The sequence below is a fragment of the Kocuria sp. UBA5001 genome, assembly GCF_002398425.1.
GTDB classification, from domain to species: Bacteria; Actinomycetota; Actinomycetes; order Actinomycetales; family Micrococcaceae; genus Kocuria; species Kocuria salsicia.
The window spans coordinates 5,822-24,939 of the sequence record NZ_DGYR01000020.1 but is presented as its reverse complement, the minus strand read 5'-3'; the positions used below and the strand labels follow the sequence as shown (position 1 = coordinate 24,939).

The 19,118-nt window shown below is 70.6% G+C and carries 14 protein-coding genes; 10 read left to right on the top strand and 4 right to left on the bottom strand.

What is annotated here, in order from left to right; genetic code table 11:
• Positions 1-109: 109 nt before the first annotated feature.
• On the bottom strand, positions 110-1,069 hold the full coding sequence (locus B3G12_RS11310) for a hypothetical protein (protein WP_290500420.1): 960 nt from the start codon (positions 1,067-1,069) through the stop codon (positions 110-112).
• A 23-nt stretch (positions 1,070-1,092) separates the two neighbouring features.
• Between B3G12_RS11310 and B3G12_RS11305 the strand changes: the two genes are divergently transcribed.
• Positions 1,093-1,806 (top strand): hypothetical protein, encoded by a 714-nt coding sequence (locus B3G12_RS11305; RefSeq protein WP_290500419.1) that lies wholly within the window; start codon positions 1,093-1,095, stop codon positions 1,804-1,806.
• Between the two features lie 13 nt (positions 1,807-1,819).
• Here the strand turns inward: B3G12_RS11305 and B3G12_RS11300 are convergent, their stop codons facing one another.
• Positions 1,820-2,035 carry a helix-turn-helix domain-containing protein gene (locus B3G12_RS11300; protein WP_290500417.1) on the bottom strand — a complete coding sequence of 72 codons (216 nt, stop codon included), beginning with the start codon at positions 2,033-2,035 and terminating at the stop codon, positions 1,820-1,822.
• 228 nt (positions 2,036-2,263) lie between these two features.
• On the opposite strand from B3G12_RS11300, the gene B3G12_RS11295 reads away from it, so the two are divergent.
• The 3 genes from B3G12_RS11295 to B3G12_RS11285 are packed head-to-tail and all read left to right on the top strand — an operon-like array spanning position 2,264 to position 6,390.
• Positions 2,264-2,926, top strand: a complete 663-nt coding sequence (locus tag B3G12_RS11295; protein WP_186367269.1) for an SAF domain-containing protein — start codon at positions 2,264-2,266, stop codon at positions 2,924-2,926.
• A complete protein-coding gene (locus B3G12_RS11290; RefSeq protein ID WP_290500415.1) occupies positions 2,923-4,785 on the top strand; it encodes an AAA family ATPase in 1,863 nt (620 codons plus the stop codon). The genes B3G12_RS11295 and B3G12_RS11290 overlap by 4 nt, the downstream gene beginning before the upstream one ends.
• Positions 4,786-4,806: 21 nt before the next feature.
• Positions 4,807-6,390, top strand: coding sequence for a sensor histidine kinase (locus B3G12_RS11285; protein ID WP_145009517.1), 1,584 nt, complete (start codon positions 4,807-4,809; stop codon positions 6,388-6,390).
• A gap of 224 nt (positions 6,391-6,614) precedes the next feature.
• Here the strand turns inward: B3G12_RS11285 and B3G12_RS11280 are convergent, their stop codons facing one another.
• On the bottom strand, positions 6,615-6,863 hold the full coding sequence (locus B3G12_RS11280; protein WP_055084871.1) for a WhiB family transcriptional regulator: 249 nt from the start codon (positions 6,861-6,863) through the stop codon (positions 6,615-6,617).
• A gap of 405 nt (positions 6,864-7,268) precedes the next feature.
• On the opposite strand from B3G12_RS11280, the gene B3G12_RS11275 reads away from it, so the two are divergent.
• Positions 7,269-7,700 carry a hypothetical protein gene (locus tag B3G12_RS11275; RefSeq protein ID WP_144942135.1) on the top strand — a complete coding sequence of 144 codons (432 nt, stop codon included), beginning with the start codon at positions 7,269-7,271 and terminating at the stop codon, positions 7,698-7,700.
• A gap of 129 nt (positions 7,701-7,829) precedes the next feature.
• Here B3G12_RS11275 and B3G12_RS11270 read toward each other — a convergent pair whose 3' ends face one another.
• A complete protein-coding gene (locus tag B3G12_RS11270; protein WP_290500412.1) occupies positions 7,830-11,924 on the bottom strand; it encodes an FtsK/SpoIIIE domain-containing protein in 4,095 nt (1,364 codons plus the stop codon).
• Between the two features lie 580 nt (positions 11,925-12,504).
• On the opposite strand from B3G12_RS11270, the gene B3G12_RS11265 reads away from it, so the two are divergent.
• The 5 genes from B3G12_RS11265 (at position 12,505) to B3G12_RS11245 (ending at position 19,082) form a co-directional block, all read left to right on the top strand.
• Complete coding sequence (locus B3G12_RS11265; protein WP_144942139.1) at positions 12,505-13,686, top strand: glycosyltransferase family 4 protein; 1,182 nt, start codon at positions 12,505-12,507, stop codon at positions 13,684-13,686.
• A gap of 292 nt (positions 13,687-13,978) precedes the next feature.
• On the top strand, positions 13,979-15,166 hold the full coding sequence (gene glf, locus B3G12_RS11260) for a UDP-galactopyranose mutase (RefSeq protein ID WP_144942141.1): 1,188 nt from the start codon (positions 13,979-13,981) through the stop codon (positions 15,164-15,166).
• The gene (locus B3G12_RS11255; protein ID WP_144942143.1) at positions 15,163-17,184 is read left to right on the top strand and encodes a glycosyltransferase; all 2,022 of its coding nucleotides are present in this window, start codon (positions 15,163-15,165) and stop codon (positions 17,182-17,184) included. Before glf ends, B3G12_RS11255 begins: the two co-directional genes overlap by 4 nt.
• Before the next feature lie 95 nt (positions 17,185-17,279).
• Positions 17,280-18,152 carry an ABC transporter permease gene (locus tag B3G12_RS11250; RefSeq protein ID WP_055082150.1) on the top strand — a complete coding sequence of 291 codons (873 nt, stop codon included), beginning with the start codon at positions 17,280-17,282 and terminating at the stop codon, positions 18,150-18,152.
• A 3-nt stretch (positions 18,153-18,155) separates the two neighbouring features.
• Positions 18,156-19,082, top strand: coding sequence for an ABC transporter ATP-binding protein (locus B3G12_RS11245; RefSeq protein WP_055082148.1), 927 nt, complete (start codon positions 18,156-18,158; stop codon positions 19,080-19,082).
• Positions 19,083-19,118: the final 36 nt, after the last annotated feature.

Here is a 19,118-nt window from a genome sequence, read left to right as displayed (position 1 = left end):
CGTGGTTCGTGGTTCGTGGTTGCTGGTTCGTGGTTGCTGGTTGCTGGTTGCTGGTTGGTGCGATGGGGCCTCTGGCGCATCGGGGCTGCGCGGCGTGCGGTCTGCGGATTCAGCCTCGTCCTGCCTGCGCTGTCAGCAAGTGCGGTGGCACGCGCAGCTGGTCCCCGGGGTGGATCAGGTCCCCGTGCTCGGCGAGGGCGTTGTGCTCCAACCAGGCGCTGAGGTTCTGGGGGAGGAGCGCGTCCGAGACGTCTGGGCCCAGCAGCTGGGACGTGAGGTCCCAGAGGGTGTCCCCGGCCATGACGGTGATGACCCCGTCCGCCACGCGATCCCGGGCGGGAGGATTGGTGGTCGGACTCGTTGTGCCGAGCGGCGCCCCTGCCCGCGTGCCAGCCTGGTCTGTGCTCTGGCCGAGCGGCAGATCCGTGGTCGAGGGCGTGCCTGCGGCGGGCGTCTCAGCCGTGCTCCTTCCGGCGGTGGGCGAACCGTCAGCGGGCAGGTCGGGGCTCTCCGGGGCGTCAGGGTCTGTCGCGGTGTCGGGTTCCGACGCCGTGGCATCCGTGGTGCTGGGCTGCTCGCCGGGTGCTGCGAGCTGCTCCGTGCCCGAGGCCGCGGAACCCCAGAACGGGTCCAGTGCGGCGTCGTCGGCGTGGGCGGGAGCGAGGACCGCGAGCTGGATGCCCACGGCGGCCGCCGTCGTCCGTGCGACAAGGCCCGGGGTGAGCCGAGTGGCCCAGCGCTCCAGGCCGGCCCAGCGCAGCCGTCTCGCGACCGCGGCGACGTAAAGCATGGCCAGTCCGCCGATCCACCACCCGGCCACGGCCAGGCACGTCCCGGCGGCGAGCACGGCGACGGCCAGGGTTGGGTCGTCGGTGGCGCCCGCGGAACGGAGGCGATCGGCCTGCACCCATCCGAGGGCTCCCAGAGGTGCAGCCGCGAGGGGAACCACGAGCCAGAGCGCCGCACGCGGTGACGGTGCGGAGGATTCGATCATTGCTCGTGGCATGTCGGACTCCTGATGATGTTGTTTGATGTCGTTTGATATTTTTAGATCATTCAGAGGTTTCACTCGGGAGTCAATCAAAGAACCAAATGCATGGAGCCGGAACGGGAGAGCGGCTGGGGCCCGAGGGCCCGGTGCCCTACGGTGAAGCGCAGGTCCTGCAGGGGCGCCGCCCCGGAGGGTGGCAGCTGGGCAGGGATCGGCACGGAGAGGCAGAGCTGGACATGCGGTGGGACGAGCTCTTCGAGGACATGGAGGCGCAGCTCGAGCAGGCGCACGTGCGCACCGTCGAGCAGGAGGCGGTGGAGACGGCGCGGGCGGAGCTCTCGCGGCTGTCGCTGCTGGAGCGGCTGGCCGCGCACAGGGAGCGCCCGGTACGGTTGCGACCCACACGGGGCGACACGCTGGAGGGCGTCCTGGCGGATGTTGGCGCGGGGTGGGTCGTGGTGCGGGAACGCCATCTGCAGCACCTGGTTCCGCTGCACAGTGTGGCGTGGTGGGAGGGGCTGCCGCGGCGTTTCGAGGTGCTGCCCGAGAGGTCCACGATCCGCAGACTCGGCATGGGCCACGTGCTGCGGGCCCTGAGCACGGCGCGGGTTCACGTGCGCGTGCTGCTGCAGGATCCAGCCGGTCAGGGTGAGCTGGAGGGCACGCTGGACGCGGTGGGGCAGGACTTCTTCGACGTGGCGGTGCACCCCGAGGACGAGTTCCGGCGACGCCGCGCGGTTACAGCGGTGCGCACGGTCGGGTTCTCGGCGGTCGCCCTGGTCTCCTCGCTCGACACCGGGTCGGACGCGCTGTGAATCTCGGCCGAGCTCAGTGCAGGGTGCCCTCGCGCACCGCGGTCTGCGTGCGCTCGTAGCCCTGCTGGATGTACTCCTCGAGCTTGCTCTTCTCCACGCGCCACTGTCCGCGGCCCCCCACCTGGATGGCCGGCAGCTCTCCGGAGCGCACCATCGCGCGGGCCTGCGCCACGGAGACGGAGAGGATCTCCGCGACGTCGGCGAGCGTGAGGAATCGTTGCTGCGTCACGGCCCTGTCTCACTTCCTTTGGTGCTGTTCGATGTCGAATCATCGGAGTTCACCGGACATTGTCCCACGTGGGGTGAGTGGGGACCGGCTATCAACAGGATCGACCGGGCATGGAGGCGTGGACATCTCTGTCCACAGTGTGTCCCGTCACACTTTCCAGCGCACGTCCGCGCGGGGCACACTCGGGTGGATCCGGTGGGTGCCGGGCACTGGGGAAAGGATGAGCACATGGGCAGCTCGGCATCGCAGGGGCGGGCATCCAGCACGGCGGCGAGGTTCCGGAAACCGTCCTGGCGTGACCCGCGGCTGCTCGTGGGTCTGCTGCTGGTGCTCGTCTCCGTGATGGGCGTGGTGCTTCTGGTCGCCGCGGCCAACAGGAGCCAGCCGTACTACGCCGCCGCCGGGGACCTCGCGGTGGGGCAGCGGATCACCCGAGAGGACCTCACCACCGTGGACGCGCACCTCCAGGACGCGTCCGAGCGCTACCTTTCCGCCTCTCGGGAGCTGCAGGAGAACACCGTGGTGACCCAGCGCGTGGCGCAGGGAGAGCTGGTCCCCGCCACCTCGCTGGGCACTGCCGACGAGCTGGACAGGACCCCGGTGGGCATCAAGCTCGAGACACCAGTCCCCGCCCAGGCCGGGCCCGGTTCCCACGTGGACGTGTGGGTGGCGCAGCCCAAGCCCACGGGTCGGGGGTACCAGGAGCCCAGGAGGCTCGTTCCGGGCGCGGAGATTGCCCGGGTGGACACCACAGACACCGCGCTCGGCGGCACGGGCGGCGTCACCGTCCACGTGCTCGTCCGCCAGGCGCAGGTGGGCCCGCTGGTGGACGCCCTCGGCAACGACGCCAAGGTCACCCTGGTGCTCGACGTCACCGGGAGCGGCTCGTGAGCATCTCCGTAGCCACCCTGGGGATCAGCACGTGGGAGCTGGTGGACCGGCTCGAACGGCTGCACGGAGACGTCACGGTGGTGCGGCGCTGCATGGACCTGTCGGAGCTGCTTGCCTGCTCGCACACCGGGATGGCGGACGTGGCACTCGTCGCGGAGGGCGCCGAGGAGCTCACAGGGAGTCTGCTGGAGCAGCTCGGCGGCAACGGCGTGAGCGTGCTCGTGGTCGAGGGGCACGACAGCTCACGGCTGTCCCGGCTCGGCGTGGGCAGCGTGGCCGTGGCGGCCTCGGGCGAGGACCTCGCGGAACGGATCCGCCTGGCGGTGCGAGGACCAGCCAGCGGCCACGCCGGGAACGGGGCCGGCGCGCGGGCGGTCGGTGCGACGTCGGCGGCCGCGGCGGAAGACGACGACGGCACAGCCCACGATGACGCTGCGGCGCGCCACGCGGAGGGCGCATCGGCCCGTACTCCAGCACGCGACGACGTCGCTGGCGCACCTGATCCCAGACTCGCACCCGCCGAACCCGGTGCGGCCGGAGGCAGCCGTTCCCGTGGGAGTCGATCCGAAGGTTCGGCGGGACAGGGGTGCAGCGGCGACAAGGGCAGTGCCGGCGGGGGCACGGCCGGGACCGGCACGGTCGGTGGTGGCCGGGACAAGCGCGGCAAGGCCGTGGGCCGTGCGGGCGGCGGTTCGTCCGACGCCACGGGGCGGAAGGCCCCCGGCAAGAGCGCTCGCGGAAGGGGACGCGGCCGCGCCGCAGGTCGGGCGGACGGTTCCGACGACGCACGTGGCAGCGCCTCGGCGCGTGGGGATTCCCCGTCAGCGGCACAGCCCACGGAGGGGGCTGGAGCCGCCACCTCGGCTGGTCCGGAGATGAACGAGCTCGGCCTGCGGTCCGGGGGGAACACCTGGCGGCCGGATGCTGACGCCGTGTCCGCATCCCCCGGGTCGGCCGAGGTCGGTTCTGGGGCCCGCGGTCTCGTGACCGTGTGGGGCCCCGCCGGCTCCCCGGGCCGGACCGTGACCGCCGTGAACCTCGCCGCGGAGGCCGCTCTCCTCGGCGTGCGCGTGCTGCTCGTGGACGCGGACACCTACGCCGCCTCGGTGGCCGCGAGCCTCGGCATGCTGGACGAGGCCGCCGGGCTCGCCCAGGCCTGCCGACTGGCGGACCAGGGTCGCATGGACGAGGCGGGGCTGCGACGCAGCGTCACAGCGGTCTCGGTGGCGGGCGCCTCCATGGACGTGCTGACCGGGATCACCCGCCACGACAGGTGGCCCGAGATCCGCGGGTCCGCGCTTGAGAGCGTCCTGGAACGGGCACGGCAGGACTACGAGCTCGTGGTGGTAGACGTCTCCTCGTGCCTCGAGGCGGACGAGGAGATCAGCACGGACTTCCTGGCCCCGCGCCGCAACGCCGCGGCCCTCGGCGCAGTCGCTGCGGCGGACACGGTGATCGCCCTCGGCGGCGCCGACGCCCTGGGGGTGCCCCGGCTCGTGAAGGCGTTGCCCGACCTCTGGCAGGCCACGCCCTCCGCCCGCCTCGTGGTGGTGGTGAACAAGCTGCGACCCGCGGCCGCGGGGCGCTCCGCGGGCGAGGCCGTGCGGGAGGCCTGGGACCGGTTCTCGCCTGGCCACCCCGTGGCCCACACTCTTCCGTGGGATCCGGCCGCGTGCGACGGCGCGCTGCTCGCCGGCGCGGTGCTCGCGGAGACGGCCCCGCGCAGCGCACTGCGGGTCGGGCTGGCCGCCCTCGTGCGCGTGCTGGAGCACCCGGAGGAAGACTCGGGTGCAGCGCAGGCCACCGTCAGGGGGACTAGGCTGGGGCGTCGAATGGGCGCGTGGTTGCGCCGCGGTTGACGGTCGGAAAGCGAGCCTGCCATGTCCTTCACGGACCCCCTGCGAAGCGTCCCGGACTTCGATGCGGGGGACGCCGAGTGGCTGCACCTGCTGGTGGGCGACTGGCAGATGGTCGCAGACCTCGGCGTGGGAGACCTGCTGCTGTGCTTCCCCCGCTCGGTGGTCTCCGCCGCGCAGAGTCCCACGGGCCGGCCCATCCCCACGGAGGACAGCGATTTCCTCGTGCTGGCCCACGCCCGGCCCACGACCGGGCCCACCGCGTACCAGAAGGACATGGTGGGAGAGACCGTTGGCGGGGACGTAGCGCGGACCCTGCGCAGGGCGTGGATCGACCAGCGCATCGAGAAGGTGGGTCCCTCGGAGTGGTCCAGCCTCGCGCCGCGGTCCGTGACCCTGGTTCCGCTCGTGCGAAACAACCGGACGATCGCTGTCGTGAGCCTGACGGCCGAACCCCACCACGACAGGCTGCCCTCCCACATGGAGCTGGTGTACCGGCAGTCGGCGAGCGACCTGCTGCGGATGGCCAACGAGGGCACGTGGCCGGACTTCGCCGTGCGCATCGACTCCAGGCGTGGAGCGCCACGGGTGGGCGACGGCCTGATCCGTCTCGACACGGACGGGGTCGTGGAGTTCTGCTCGCCCAACGGCCTCTCGACGTTCCGCAGGCTGGGCCTGCAGGGGGACCTGACGGGGCAGAACCTGCTCCACGCGGCTCGGCAGCTGAACCTCAACGCCCCGGGGGTGGACGAGACCCTGGCCCCCGTGCTGGCCGGGACCATGCCCTGGCGCGCGGAGCTCTCGGCAGTGAAGGCCTCGGCCTCGTTGCGGGCCTTCCCGTTGCGTCGCGGCACGGAGCGCGCGGGTGCACTCGTGCTGTGCCGCGACGTGACCGAGTTGCGGCGTCGTGACCTGCAGCTGGTCTCCAAGGACGCGACGATCCGCGAGATCCACCACCGGGTGAAGAACAACCTCCAGACCGTCTCCGCCCTGCTACGGCTCCAGTCGCGGCGCATGAACTCCGCCGAGGGCAGGAACGGTCTGCAGCAGGCCATGCGCCGTGTGAGCTCGATCGCCCGGGTGCACGAATCCCTCTCACACGAGATCTCCGAGGACGTGGACTTCGACGACCTCATCCGGCACCAGGTGAAGCTCGCCGTGGAGACGGCCTCCGCCTCCCAGCACGTGCGCACCGAGGTGCACGGGGAGTTCGGACGGCTGCCGTCCAAGAGTGCGACGTCGGTGGCGCTCGTGGTCAACGAGTTGGTCGCGAACGCGGTGGAGCACGGGCTCAGGGACAGCAACGGCACCGTGGAGCTGAGCGTGGCGCACCTGCAGGACGAGGTGGACGCCGCGGGGACCACCCACCGGGTCCTGGAGATCACGATCGACGACGACGGCAGGGGCATGGGGGACACCGTCATCGAGGAGTCCGGAGTGAACGCATACCGCCCTCCGGCCGAGGGGGAGGGGCTCGGGATGCAGATCGTGCGCACGCTCGTGGCGAGCGAGCTGGGCGGCGGCATCAGGTGGCAGCCTGGAGAAACCGGTGGGACCAGGGTGGTCATCACGGCGCGGTTCCCCCAGCAGACGTCGGGGCGGCGCTGAGTCGAACACGTGGGGCGCCCGCCGCGGCGGGGCCATCACCTCCCGGCGCTGCCCTGCAGCGGCCGCGCCAGTTCCATCCGAGCGAGGGCGCGCGGGTTCGCACCGGGGAGTGGGCAGGAACCAGGTGAGGTGCCCCGGACACGCCGACGGCCCGCGCACGTCTCTCTCCGAGAGGGTGCGCGGGCCGCGCAGTGTGGGACGTCAGGTCCCCGGTGCGTGGCTGCTCAGGAAGCGCGGCGGGCGCGGGCGGCGCGACGCTTGAGCGCGCGACGCTCGTCCTCGCTCATGCCACCCCAGACGCCGGCATCCTGACCGGACTCCAGGGCCCACTGCAGGCAGGTGTCCATGACCTCGCACGTGCGGCACACGGACTTCGCTTCCTCGATCTGCAGCAGGGCGGGGCCCGTGTTGCCGACAGGGAAGAAAAGTTCGGGGTCTTTCTCGAGGCAGGCTGCGCGACTACGCCAATCCATGATGGCTACACCGCTCCTTTCAGGTTCGGGTGTGCCGGTCCGCGCACGTGCCGCAGTGCGCGGCGGGCCGTCGCGGCAGGGGGTGCTGGGGAGGGGCACACAGAAAAGGCCCGGGGGATCGGGCCTTTTGGGATCTTTTGGTAGTTTCCCACGTAAACACACCGGAAACAAGAGTGTGAGCGCTACATCACAGGTGGGAAAGATGCGGGTTACTCGCGCGTACCGAGGGTCCGTGGAGACTGCCTGACCTCCCCGTGGGCGTGGGCGGGATGTGCGTTGCGCGGTGGTTGTCGCGGATTACCCGCAGCCCTCTGCTCACGCCCCAGCCGCACGGGGATCGGGGGGGGGGGGCACGGGCGGTCACTAGAGTGGAACGTGTCGTTCTTCCATTGAAAGGTCCTGTTCATGCTCAGCCCGGCGTCCCGTCCCTCCCCGGAGCTCTCCGAGGTCCGCCCGCGGACGGCAGGGGTGGTGACTGTGCTCGTGGCACTGGAAGCGGTGGCGCTGCTGGCCGTCGCGGTGGGTCTGATCGCATCGCTGTTCTCGGTCCACGTCCTACCTGTGGGCGGCATCGTCTTCGCAACCCTCGTGATGGCCGGGGGAAGCCTGTGGCTCGCGGCGGCCGCCCGGGGCACGTGGGGTGGCCGACGCTGGCCGCGGGCCGCGGTCCTCGTGTCGCAGGCGTTCCTCCTGATCGTGGCGATGTCCCTCCTGCGGGTGACGCTGGGGTGGTGGGGAATCCTGATCGCGGCGGTCCCCGTCATGACCATCCTGTGCCTCTTCGCCCCGCCCACCACGGCGTGGATGCACCGGACCCGCGATGATGCCGCCCGCTGAATCGACGCGGCACGGCGGCGGTGGCGCCGCTCGCTCGGGACCCGTTCCCGGATGGACAACGCTCGGTCGGGTGGCCCGCAAGTGCTGAAACCATCCCGTACGGCTGACCCCGTCGGCTCCGCCGCGGGCTCACGCACCGCTCCCCCCAGACGGACGCGGCACGGGTGCCGGGCTCTGCAGCAGCTCGACGAGGCCGCGGTGCACCCAGAATGCCCTGCCCGCTGGGCCGCCCAGGGGCTGTCCCGTGAGCGGTGCTCCGAACAGGTCGCCGTCGAACGCGCGGCGGGGCCGGAGCAGGAGAGCATCCGCGCGGTGCCGCCACGAGAGCAGGGGCGGGAACGTGGATGTCACCGAGTCGCTCAGGTGCACGGAGAGCACCAGGCGCGGGCCCGGTCGGCTCCCGGGTGGGCCCTGCGCCTCCCCGTCCGGCCGCTCGGAATCCGCCCGGCCGAAATCCTCCCGCGCGGAAACCCGCGGCTCCCACGCCGCCGCCAGGGCACGAATCGCCTCGATGGGCAGGGCGTCAGCGTCGTCGATCACGATGGTCACAGGGCGGGGGATCGCGCGGGCTTGCCGCAGGAGGGTCTCCACCTCCGCCGTCGTCCTGGGTAATGCCCGCACGACGCGATGGCTTGGGGTCAGCGCGGTGGGCCCGGTGTCCGCAGCGGCTCCGAGCCCGTTCGCAGTGCAGGCGGAGCCTGCTCGCGACCCCGCAGTGGTCCGCGTGGTCGCCGTTTCCACGACCCTCGGTGTGGTTCTCTCGCACTCCGACAGGCGTTCGGCGGCGCCGTCGAGGAACGTGGTGCGTCCAGAACGGGCGGGTCCGGCCACCACGAGGGTGGCGCCCGGCCCCCACGGGTGCACGACGACCTCGCCGTGCCGGGAGACGCCCAGGAGCAGGCCCGGGACGGCACGCGCGGGCGGCTGCCACGCCTCGGGCAGGGGGAAGGAACGGGGCCAGGCGTCGATCCCCGCTGACGCGAACGCGGGAACCGGTGACGGGCGTGACCCGGGACCGGGAAGTGGTGCGGTGCCGACCGCGAGCTGCACGACTGCCGAACCGTCCGTCGGCTGGGTGGTGCCCGGAGTGGTGCACCGGGCAGCACCCGGCCCGAAGTAGGCCGCGCGCAGGACGTGGTGGGCCATCGGTGGCAGGCGCGGCCACTGCAGCAGGGCTTCCGGGGCCTGACCCACCGGGAAGTAGAGACGGCATGATCCCAGCTGCGCGGATCGCCCAGCGAGCAGCGCCCTGTCGCCGGCGACGAGGGCGGAGAGCCCGCGTGCAGGACCCACGGCCACGAGTGCCAGCAGCTCGTCCTCGAGGTGCGACCACGCCCCTGAGCGGAGGATCTGGCTGCAGCGGTCCCAGTCGTCGACGGCCAGGACTGCCCGCGGTGGTTTCTCCCCGGCTGCCGCCCCGGTCCGGTCGAGAGCCTCTCGCAGACGCTCGAGCAGATGTGCCAGGTCCGCGGGCCGGTCAGCCCGAGCCCAACCGCGCAGCGCCCCGTGCCGGGGCAAGCCCTCCGCGCTCGCGAGACCGGGGACCTCCGTGCCGGTCGCTGTCACGAGGTAGACCACGGGTGCCTGGTTTCCTCCGCCGGTTCGCGAGGTGAGGGCGCTTGCCGTGAGATCCGACGACGCCGCTGCCGCACCCGTACCCGCGTCCGCGCAGCGCCGGGCGAGCGCGGAAAACGGCTCACGCACCACGGACGGCCGGCCGATCAACAGCAGTGGTCCGTCCGCCCACGGTTCCCACGTGGACCGCCCGCACCAGTGTTCGGCCGGGTTCTCCCCGGGGCCGAGGTCCACGCCGGTGCCCTCGTGCTCCACAGTTCGGGCAGTGCGGGGCAGGGGCAGCGGTACCGCCAGCGACGCGGGGTCCGGTTCCACGGGACCCGCCCACGCCGCGCGGATGTCGGCCACTGCGGCGTCGACGCCCTGCACGGTGTGGTCTGAATGGCCGCCGTCGACCGCCGCTGTCTGCATCGGGCGGTGCAGGGAATGGAAGTGCATCGTCAGCGGTGCGGGTGCCGGTGGAGACATGCGGGTGGCCACGGCGCACTGCACAGCCACCGGGCTGCCGTCGCCGCGGTGCAGGAACCCGCGCCCAGGGATGGCGGGGATGCCCGCGGCGGCGGACGTCCCGAGCACGTCCATCGACTCCTGCTCCGTGCGCACCCGCAGGCACAGTGCCTGGGTGACGTTGGCGCGGACGTCCGCGGGCAGTGCCCCCTGGGGCCGCTGGGTGGCGAGCACCAGGTGGACGCCGAGGGAGCGGCCCACCGCGGCGATCACGGCCAGCTGCTCGGCGGCGTGCGGGAACGAGTCCGTGAGCATCTTGGCCTCGTCCACCACGACCACGAGCTCCCGGACCACCGGGTCCGGGCCAGCGTGCTCAAGCGCCTGGGCCATGTCCACGAATCCGCACCGGGCGAGGACCCGCTCGCGGCGCTGCAGCTCCGAGCGCAGGAAGGCCAGCGCACGTCGTACCTCGTCGGGGCCGAGATCGGTGAGCAGCGTGGTGGGGTGCGGCAGCGCCGTCAGGGGCGCGAGGGCCGCGCCTCCCTTGAAGTCAACCATTACGAACTCGAGACGACCGGGAGGGGCGGCCGCCGCGAGCCCCAGGATGAGCGTGCGCAGCACCTCCGATTTGCCGCACCCCGTGGTGCCGGCGATCAACAGGTGAGGGTTCTCGTCGTCGAGACCGATCCTCTCTGCCCCCGTGCCAGAGACCCCGATCGCGGTGCTCAGGCGCAGTGAGGTGGTGCCGGGCGCTCGCGGTTGGGCGCGGTTGTCGGGAACGTGCCCCGGTGCGTCGTCGCGCAGGAGCTCGTGCGTGCCCAGCAACCGGGGGAGAGAACGGTCCCCAGCAGTCCCGGCGCGCCCCACCGCACGCTTCCAGGTTCCCAGGGCCCGCGCCGCGGTCTCCCGTGCCACGGTGTCGGCCAAGAACTCCACGGTGACGCGCTGCTCTGCCGCGCACAGACCGGGGACCGCGGTGTCCACCGGGGTCGTGAGGCGGTACCGCGCACCGTGGGACGTGAGGAGGGCTGCCGTTGCATCCGGACGGCCCCCGCGCGCCACGACCACCCGCACCGCGTCCGGCCCCGGTGGCGATGCCCCCGCGTCCTGCGGGGTCAGGACTTCGAGCGTCGTGAGGGACGGCGGGTCGGGTTCCGTGGCCCGCGTGGACGCGGGTCTCGGACCTGGCTGCACGACGTCGTGGTCAAGCGGGGGATGCCACGAGATCCCCGGGGAGAGAACGAGGCCGTGCAGGGCCTGCGGACCGGTGAACAGCTGAAGCACCAGGGAGTCGAGGACACCGCGCAGCCGTTGCCCGTTCAGCTGGATGGTGAGCGAGGGGACGGCGGCGAGGTCCAGGAGCACGGGAGCGCGGCGGTGGCTCACACTCGCGAGCGGTGTGCCGCGTTCTCTCGTGAGCTGCGCCGCTCGCGGCCCGTGACCAAGCCGCACCCAGCGGGAGTGGCGTGCGGAAGGGGGTGCGGCGTGCCCGTTCGAGGGCTGAAGCGGGACGTGGAGTCCCTGGCGCGTGGCAGGGTCTCCTTGCAGCGCGTCGCACCGCTCCACGACCTCCGCGGACGACGGTGCGGCGTGGGCACTGCGGCGCAGGTCCCGGTCGAGCGCGGCGGCCACCCGGTGCCGGTGCTCCTGGCGGGCGCCCCGTTCCGAGGCCCATCCCGCGAGCGAGGTGGCCGCGCCGAGTGCGCTGAACAGGAGGAAGAACCACCAGCCGGTGGCCACGGCGATGCCGATGCCCGCCACGAGCGGCAGCAGGCCGGTCACCAGGGCGATCCGGCCAGCGTGCCGGCCCGGGTGCTCCAGCCGAAGAGGGCGCGACGGATCGGCCTCCTGCGCCGAGAAACCCGGCGGGGGCAGCGTCGGATCGGGCCAGCAGGTCTGCGCCACCACATCCCGGGGGAACATGCACCGGGCCCAGGACTCGTGCTCACCGTCGGACACGCGCACCCGGTCCCCGTGGGAGAGCACGGTCCCGCGGGGGAGAAGCCGCAGACCGGAGCCGTCCATGACGAGCGTTGTGCGGCGCGAGCCGTCCGTGGCACCGGTGTCGGTGGGTGGAACCGGGAGCAGCCGGGGAACGCCGTCGAGCAGCTCGAGCCGGAACCGGCCCCGCTGCAGCGGGAGCCTCAGCCCGACGGCGTCGCCCTCGACGACGACGAGGTGAGCGACGTTTTCGGACGCCACCGTGGAGGGCCCGTTGCGGCACGCCGTCCGCTCGGAGCCGGCGGGGGATTCTGGGGTGCCGGGATGGCCGGTCCCGGGATGCCCTTCACCTCGAGGGGGCGCAGCATGCGCCGAGTCCGCAGGATGCGGCCCGGAACCTGCCTCGCAGCACGGGGGATCCGCTCGTGCGCCCGTCAGCTTGCCCTCACCATCAGCGGGGCCCGCGGCCCGCAGGACGATCGTGGCGCCGTCGTCCAGGGGCGGGTGCCCCACCCGCGTCAGCTCCAGAGGGACCCCGTCCACGCTGGCTTCGTGACCTGGACCGAGGTGCCGGAGCAGTTCCCGGGCGAGCTCCTGCCCGCTCGTGTCGGCGGGCGCCGAGAGGGACACGGTGTGGAAATCCTGGGACCCGTGCCAGACCAGGCGGAGGGAGAGCTGCATGGGTCCACTGCAGTCGACCCGAGATCAACGGGGGTGGCGCCCCGACGTCCTTGGGGAGGCACAGGACCCACGAGGCTGCCCTGCGGATCGGGGGAGGGCGCTCGCCGTGCACCCACCACAGGGGCGCAACCCCGCGGTGAATCATGAGACAGTAATGCCCATGAGACCCCGCAAGGTTGTCATCGTCAGCCGCATCTTCCTCCCCGAACCGGCCGCTGCCTCCTTCCGCCTCGCCGCTCTCGCCAGGGGCTTCGCTGCCGAGGGCGCGGACGTCACGGTGCTGACCACCCGGCCGCCGCGCTCTATGGCTGCCGTGCGCGTGGACGAACCGTACGAGATCGTGCGCGTGCCCGTGCTGCGGGACAAGGAGGACTACGTCAGGGGCGTCGCCCAGTACCTGAGCTTCGACATTCAGGCCTTCACCCGTCTGCTGTTGATGGACGCGGACATCGTGGTGAGCGAGCCGCCGCCCACCACGGGCGTGGCCGTGTGGCTCGCAAGCGCGCTGCGTCGTCGGCCGTACATCTGGTACAACCCGGACGTCTGGACCTCCGCGACGCTGAACATGGACGTTCCCGGATTCGTCACGCAGGGGATGCGCGTGGCGGAGACGATCGCCGCCCGGCGCGCTGGCGGCGTCATCACCGTCTCCGAGTCCATGGGCGAGGAGCTCCACCGTGTGACCGGCGCCCGCTGGGACAGGATGTTCGTGGCGGAGAACGGGATCGACACGGACACCTTCACGGCGGACGGGCCCACCGAAGCTGTGCCCGGGCCCTATTTCGTCTACGCCGGCTCCATCTCGGAGTGGCAGGGCATGGACATCTTCATCGAGGCGCTGGCGCAGATCCTGCCCGAGCACCCGGACGTCACGCTCCAGGTGCTGGGTCGGGGCTCCGACCTCACGCGGGTGCAGGAGATCGCACAGCGGCTCGCCCCGCAGAACGTGGTCTTCCACGGCGTCCAGAGCCCGGCTCGCACCGCGGCCTTCACTCGCGGGGCGGTCGCCGCCCTCGCCTCGGTGATCCCGCACACCGGTTACGACTTCTCGAAGCCCACCAAGCTCTACGCGGCCGCCGCGTGCGGCACACCCTCCATCTACGCCGGGGTGGGGGTAGGGGCACGCCTGGTCGAGGAGAACGACCTGGGAACCCCCGTGGAGTTCACGCCCGACGCCGTGGCACAGGCCATGCGGCGAGCGCTCGGGGATGCTCGGTCCGGGGACAGAGCGGCGCAGCGCGAGCGCCGCAGCCGGTGGGCACGGGAGCACGCCTCCCTGGGGGCCTCTGGACGCGCCGCCGCCCGGTGGGTGCTCAGCGGTTTCCAGGAGTCGGGCCACTGAGCCGCGGGAGTCAGCCGGGCGGCATGTTGGGCGCCCGGTGCGCACCCGTCTGGACGACGACGTCGCGACGCGGGACGACGCCGCGGCCCACGGCCGTGCCGACGCCGGGGCGATGTCCTGGCACTGGGCGGCATCGCCCCGGGAAGTCTCGGGCGGCCCCGCGACCTGGGGTGATGCCGGGCACTCGGCACGCCACGGCCAGCGGGTCACACAGGGCCCTCGTGGCCTGGTCCGGTATTTTTAGCGCAGACGATGTGCGTGCATGGAACGTGGAAGAGGGTAGGAGAGACAGATGAACACTGATCTTGTGGTGGTGGGCTCGGGGCTTTTCGGTCTCACCGTGGCCGAACGGGCCGCGCGCGAGCTGGGTCTGAAGGTCACGATGATCGACCGGCGGCCGCACCTGGGCGGCAACGCCTACAGCGAGAACGAGGAGCGCACGGGCATCGAGGTGCACCGCTACGGCGCCCACCTCTTCCACACCTCCAACGAGCGCGTGTGGGAGTACGTGAACCGCTTCACCCAGTTCACCAACTACGTGCACCGCGTCTACACCCGCCACCAGGGCGAGGTGTACCCCATGCCCATCAACCTGGGCACGATCAACCAGTTCTTCCGGGCCGCCTACTCTCCCGGTGAGGCACGCGAGCTGATCCGCGAGCAGGCGGGCGAGCTGGCGGGCACGGACCCTCAGAACCTCAACGACAAGGGCATCCAGCTGATCGGCCGCCCCCTGTACGAGGCGTTCATCAAGCACTACACGGGCAAGCAGTGGCAGACGGATCCCAAGGACCTGCCCGCCTCCATCATCTCCCGGCTTCCGGTGCGCTACACGTACGACAACCGCTACTTCAACGACACCCACGAGGGTCTTCCGGTGGACGGCTACACCGCGTGGCTCGAGCGCATGGCGGACCACCCGAACATCGACGTCCGGCTGGAGACCGATTTCTTCGACGACTCCCAGGAGTTCTCGAAGGACAACGTTGTGGGTCAGGTCCCGGTGGTCTACACCGGTCCCGTGGACCGCTACTTCGACTACGCCGAGGGCGACCTCTCCTGGCGCACCATCGACCTGGAGGAGGAGGTGCTCGACATAGAGGACTTCCAGGGCACGTCGGTGATGAACTACCCGGACGAGGACGTCCCGTTCACCCGCATCCACGAGTTCCGCCACTTCCACCCGGAGCGGGACTACACGAGGGACGCCACGGTGATCATGCGCGAGTTCTCCCGTTTTGCTGAGAAGGGCGACGAGCCCTACTACCCCGTGAACACGTCCGAGGACCGTGAGAAGCTGTTCGCCTACCGAGACCTCGCCAACGGTGAGTCCTCCGTGCTGTTCGGCGGACGCCTGGGCACGTACAAGTACCTGGACATGCACATGGCCATCGGCTCCGCGTTGTCCATGGTGGACAACAAGATCGCACCGCACTTCACGTCCGGTGCACCCCTGACCAGTGGAGGAGTGGACGCGTGAGCGCCGATAACGCCCAGAAGACAGAGCAGTCGGCCGACGGGAACCACGAGTACCTGGCGAAGATCAACACCCAGCCGAGCACGCAGACGGATCTGCGAGAGGTGGCCCGCGTGATTTTCCCCGCCGACAAGGACCTCGACGCGCTGCCGCTGTACATCGACGGGCCCATCAACAGGGAGGGCCCGTCCTCCGCCGGCTCGGACACCGCCAACCAGCACCCGGACGACATCATCTCCCGGCGCTCGGTGCGCATCCGCGCGGGCCGCCGGGTGTCCTTCGGCTCCTACTTCAACGCGTTCCCAGCCTCGTACTGGCGCCGCTGGACCGTGGCGGACTCGGTGGTGCTGCGTGTGCGCACCACGGGTGCGGGCTCTCTGATCGTCTACCGCAGCAACGCCCGGGGTGTCTCCCAGCGCGTCGAGGACCGCCGCGTCAGCGGGGAGACCACCTGCGAGTTCGAGCTCACGCTCGCACCGTTCGGCGACGGCGGGTGGTACTGGTTCGACTTGATCTCCGACGAGGAGGGCATGGTCCTAGACGAGGCCTCGTGGCTGGTGCCCTCCCAGGGCCGTCCCGTGGGGCGGGTGACGCTCGGCGTGACCACGTTCAATCGGCCGGACTACTGCGTGAACACCATCAAGACCATCGCGAACGCGGACGGCCTGGACGAGGTCCTGGACGAGCTGATCATCGTGGACCAGGGCAACAAGCTGGTGCAGGACGAGCCGGACTTCGCGGAGGCGCAGAAGGCCATGGGCGGGAAACTGCGCATGATCCGCCAGGGCAACATGGGCGGTTCCGGCGGCTTCGCCCGCAACATGTACGAGGTCGTGGAGGGGCGGCAGGGTCCGGACGGCGTCGAGAAGTCCGATTACGTGCTGATCCTGGACGACGACATCCTGCTGGAGTCCGAGGGCGTGCTGCGCGCGGCTGCTTTCGCGGACATGTGCCACACGCCGTCGATCGTGGGCGGGCACATGTTCGACATGTACAACAAGCCGCTGCTCAACGCGTACGCGGAGGTCGTGAACTCCTACCGCTTCCTGTGGGGTCCCATCGACGGCCTCGGCGCCGTGGACTTTGCCGAGCGTGGTCTGCGCTCCCGGCCCAGGCTGCACCGCCGCTGGGACGCCGACTACAACGGCTGGTGGATGTGCCTCATTCCGAGGGTGATTCTCGAGGAGATCGGGCTGTCGCTGCCGGTGTTCATCAAGTGGGACGACTCCGAGTACTCCCTGCGCGCCAAGGCCGCGGGCTACCCGACCATCTCCCTCCCGGGCGTTGCGGTGTGGCACGTGTCCTGGGCGGACAAGGACGACGCCGTGGACTGGCAGGCGTACTTCCACGAGCGCAACCGCCTCATCGCGGCACTGCTGCACTCGCCCTTCTCCAAGGGCGGGCGCATGCTGCGCGAGTCCATGACCACGGAGACAAAGCACGTGGTGTCCATGCAGTACTACCCGGCCAGGTCGGTGCTGCTGGCCATCCAGGACGTTCTGGACGGCCCGGACCGCCTGCACGAGATGCTGCCCAACCGCATGCCGCAGATCCGGGGCATGAAGGACAAGTACTCCGACGGTCGCGTGGTCAAGGACCTCTCCCAGCTGCCCCCGGTGCGGCGCGCCAAGCCGCCCAAGCGCATGGAGGCTCCCAAGTCGCCCACCAAGGCCCAGCTCATCCCGTGGGCGCTGCGCACCGTGCTCAAGCAGACGCTGCGCCCGGTGCGTGAGATGGCCAGGGAGTACCCGGAGGCCACCGTCGCCCACATGGACGGGCACTGGTCCTACCTGGCGACCCTCGACTCCGCGATCGTCTCCAACGCGGACGGCACGGGTGCTTCCTGGTATCGCCGGGACCCTGCGCAGGTGCGTGAGCTGATGGCGGAGAGCACCAAGCTGCACGCCGAGCTGCTGTCCCGGTGGGACGAGCTGAGCGAGCAGTACCGGGCTGCGCTGCCGGAGATCACCTCCCCTCAGGCCTGGGCCCGCACGTTCGCGGAGAACGGGCCCGCACAGTAGTTCCCTCCCGCCCGACGCCGCACGCCTGAGCAGGCGTGCGGCGTCGGCGTGTATTCCGGTCACGGCGCGTGAGGCGCGCCAGGAAAGGACGGCAGATGCCAAACGAAGCCCCCGCCACTCAGCTGCGGCCACCCGGGCAGGACCGCGGCCTGAGGGACGTGTTCGCCAACCGGTTCCTGCTCAGGCTGATCGTGGACAAGGAGATCCAGATCCGGTACCGAGGCACGGTGCTCGGACTTCTGTGGTCCTACCTCAAACCGGGAGTGCAGTTCCTGGTGTTCTACATCGCCATGGGCGTGTTCCTGGACCTCAACAGGGGGATCGAGAACTTCGCCGTGTACCTGTTCTCCGGGATCGTGGTGATGAACCTCTTTGGGGAGGTCTTCGGCAACGCGTCCCGCTCGGTCGTGGCCAACGGCGGACTGCTGAAGAAGATCTACCTGCCGCGGCAGCTGTTCCCCGTCTCCAACCTGCTCGTGGCCTTCATCCACTTCGTGCCGCAGCTGGTCATCCTGCTGCTCGCGTGCTTCGTCACAGGGTGGCACCCGGGGATCAAGCAGCTGCTCGCGGTGTTCGTGGGAACCGCGATCATCGCGGTGTTCTCCCTGGCCCTGGGCATGCTGTTCACCACGTTCAACGTGTTCTTCCGGGATGCCGAGAACATCGTGGACCTCATCATCATGGTCTCCACGTGGGCCTCCCCGGTGCTCTACCTGTGGACCATGGTGCACGAGAAGCTGTGGGACTGGGTGTACTACGTGTACATGCTCAACCCGCTCACGGTGGCGGTGGAGCTGTTCCACTACGGTTTCTGGTTCCCCACCACGGACTCTCCGCAGACGTGGCACATCCCGCCGCACCTGCTCACGGGGTGGACCCCGTTGGCCATCGTGACCAGTCTGATCGTCTTCTTCGTGGCGGACCGGTTGTTCCGGGCCCACGAGGGCAACTTCGCCCAGGAGCTGTGAACCATGTCCAGTGCAGTCAACGAGAACACACCGGGTCGCACGGACGCGGACCTCGCCATCCGGGTGAGCCACATGACCAAGGAGTTCGTGCTGCGCCACACGCGCTCCATGAAAGAGGCCTTCGTCTGGCTCGTGAAGGGCCGCAAGGGGGACCTGACCGCCAAGTTCACGGCACTCAACGACGTCTCCTTCGACATCCACGACGGCGAGACGGTCGCGCTGCTGGGCTTCAACGGCTCGGGCAAGTCCACCACGCTGAAGATGATCTCCGGTGTGATGAACCCGGATTCGGGTGAGATCCTCACGCGCGAGAAGGTGGCCGGCCTGATTGAGGTGGGTGCAGGCTTCCACCCGGACCTCACGGGCCGGGACAACGTCTACCTCAACGGCGCGATCCTGGGTATGACCAAGGAGGAGATCGACGAGAAGTTCGACGACATCGTGGCCTTCTCGGAGATCGCGGAATTCATCGACACCGAGGTGAAGTTCTACAGCTCGGGCATGTACCTGCGGCTCGCGTTCTCCGTGGCCGTCCACACGGATCCCGAGGTGTTCCTGGTGGACGAGATCCTCTCGGTGGGTGACGAGCCCTTCCAGAAGAAGTGCATCGGCCGCATCAAGGACCTGGTGCGACGCGGCAAGACCCTGGTGGTGGTCTCCCACGACCTCAACCTGGTGATGGACATCTGTGAGCGCGGCATCGTGATGGACCACGGCACCAAGGTCTTCGACGGCAGCGTGCACGGCGCGGTCGCGCACATGCGCAACCAGCCGGAGGAGGACGTTCGCCGGGAGCACGAGGAGGGCTTGGCCCGGGCGCTGGCGGACAAGCGCCACAAGCGGGAGTGGCAGGCCCGCGAGGCCGCCGAGCGCGGCGAGGAGTTCGTGCCCCAGTACGATCCCGACCTGGACGGGCCCCTGCCGGGCTGAGCTCGGCACTGTTTCGGACCGGATGACGACGGCGCC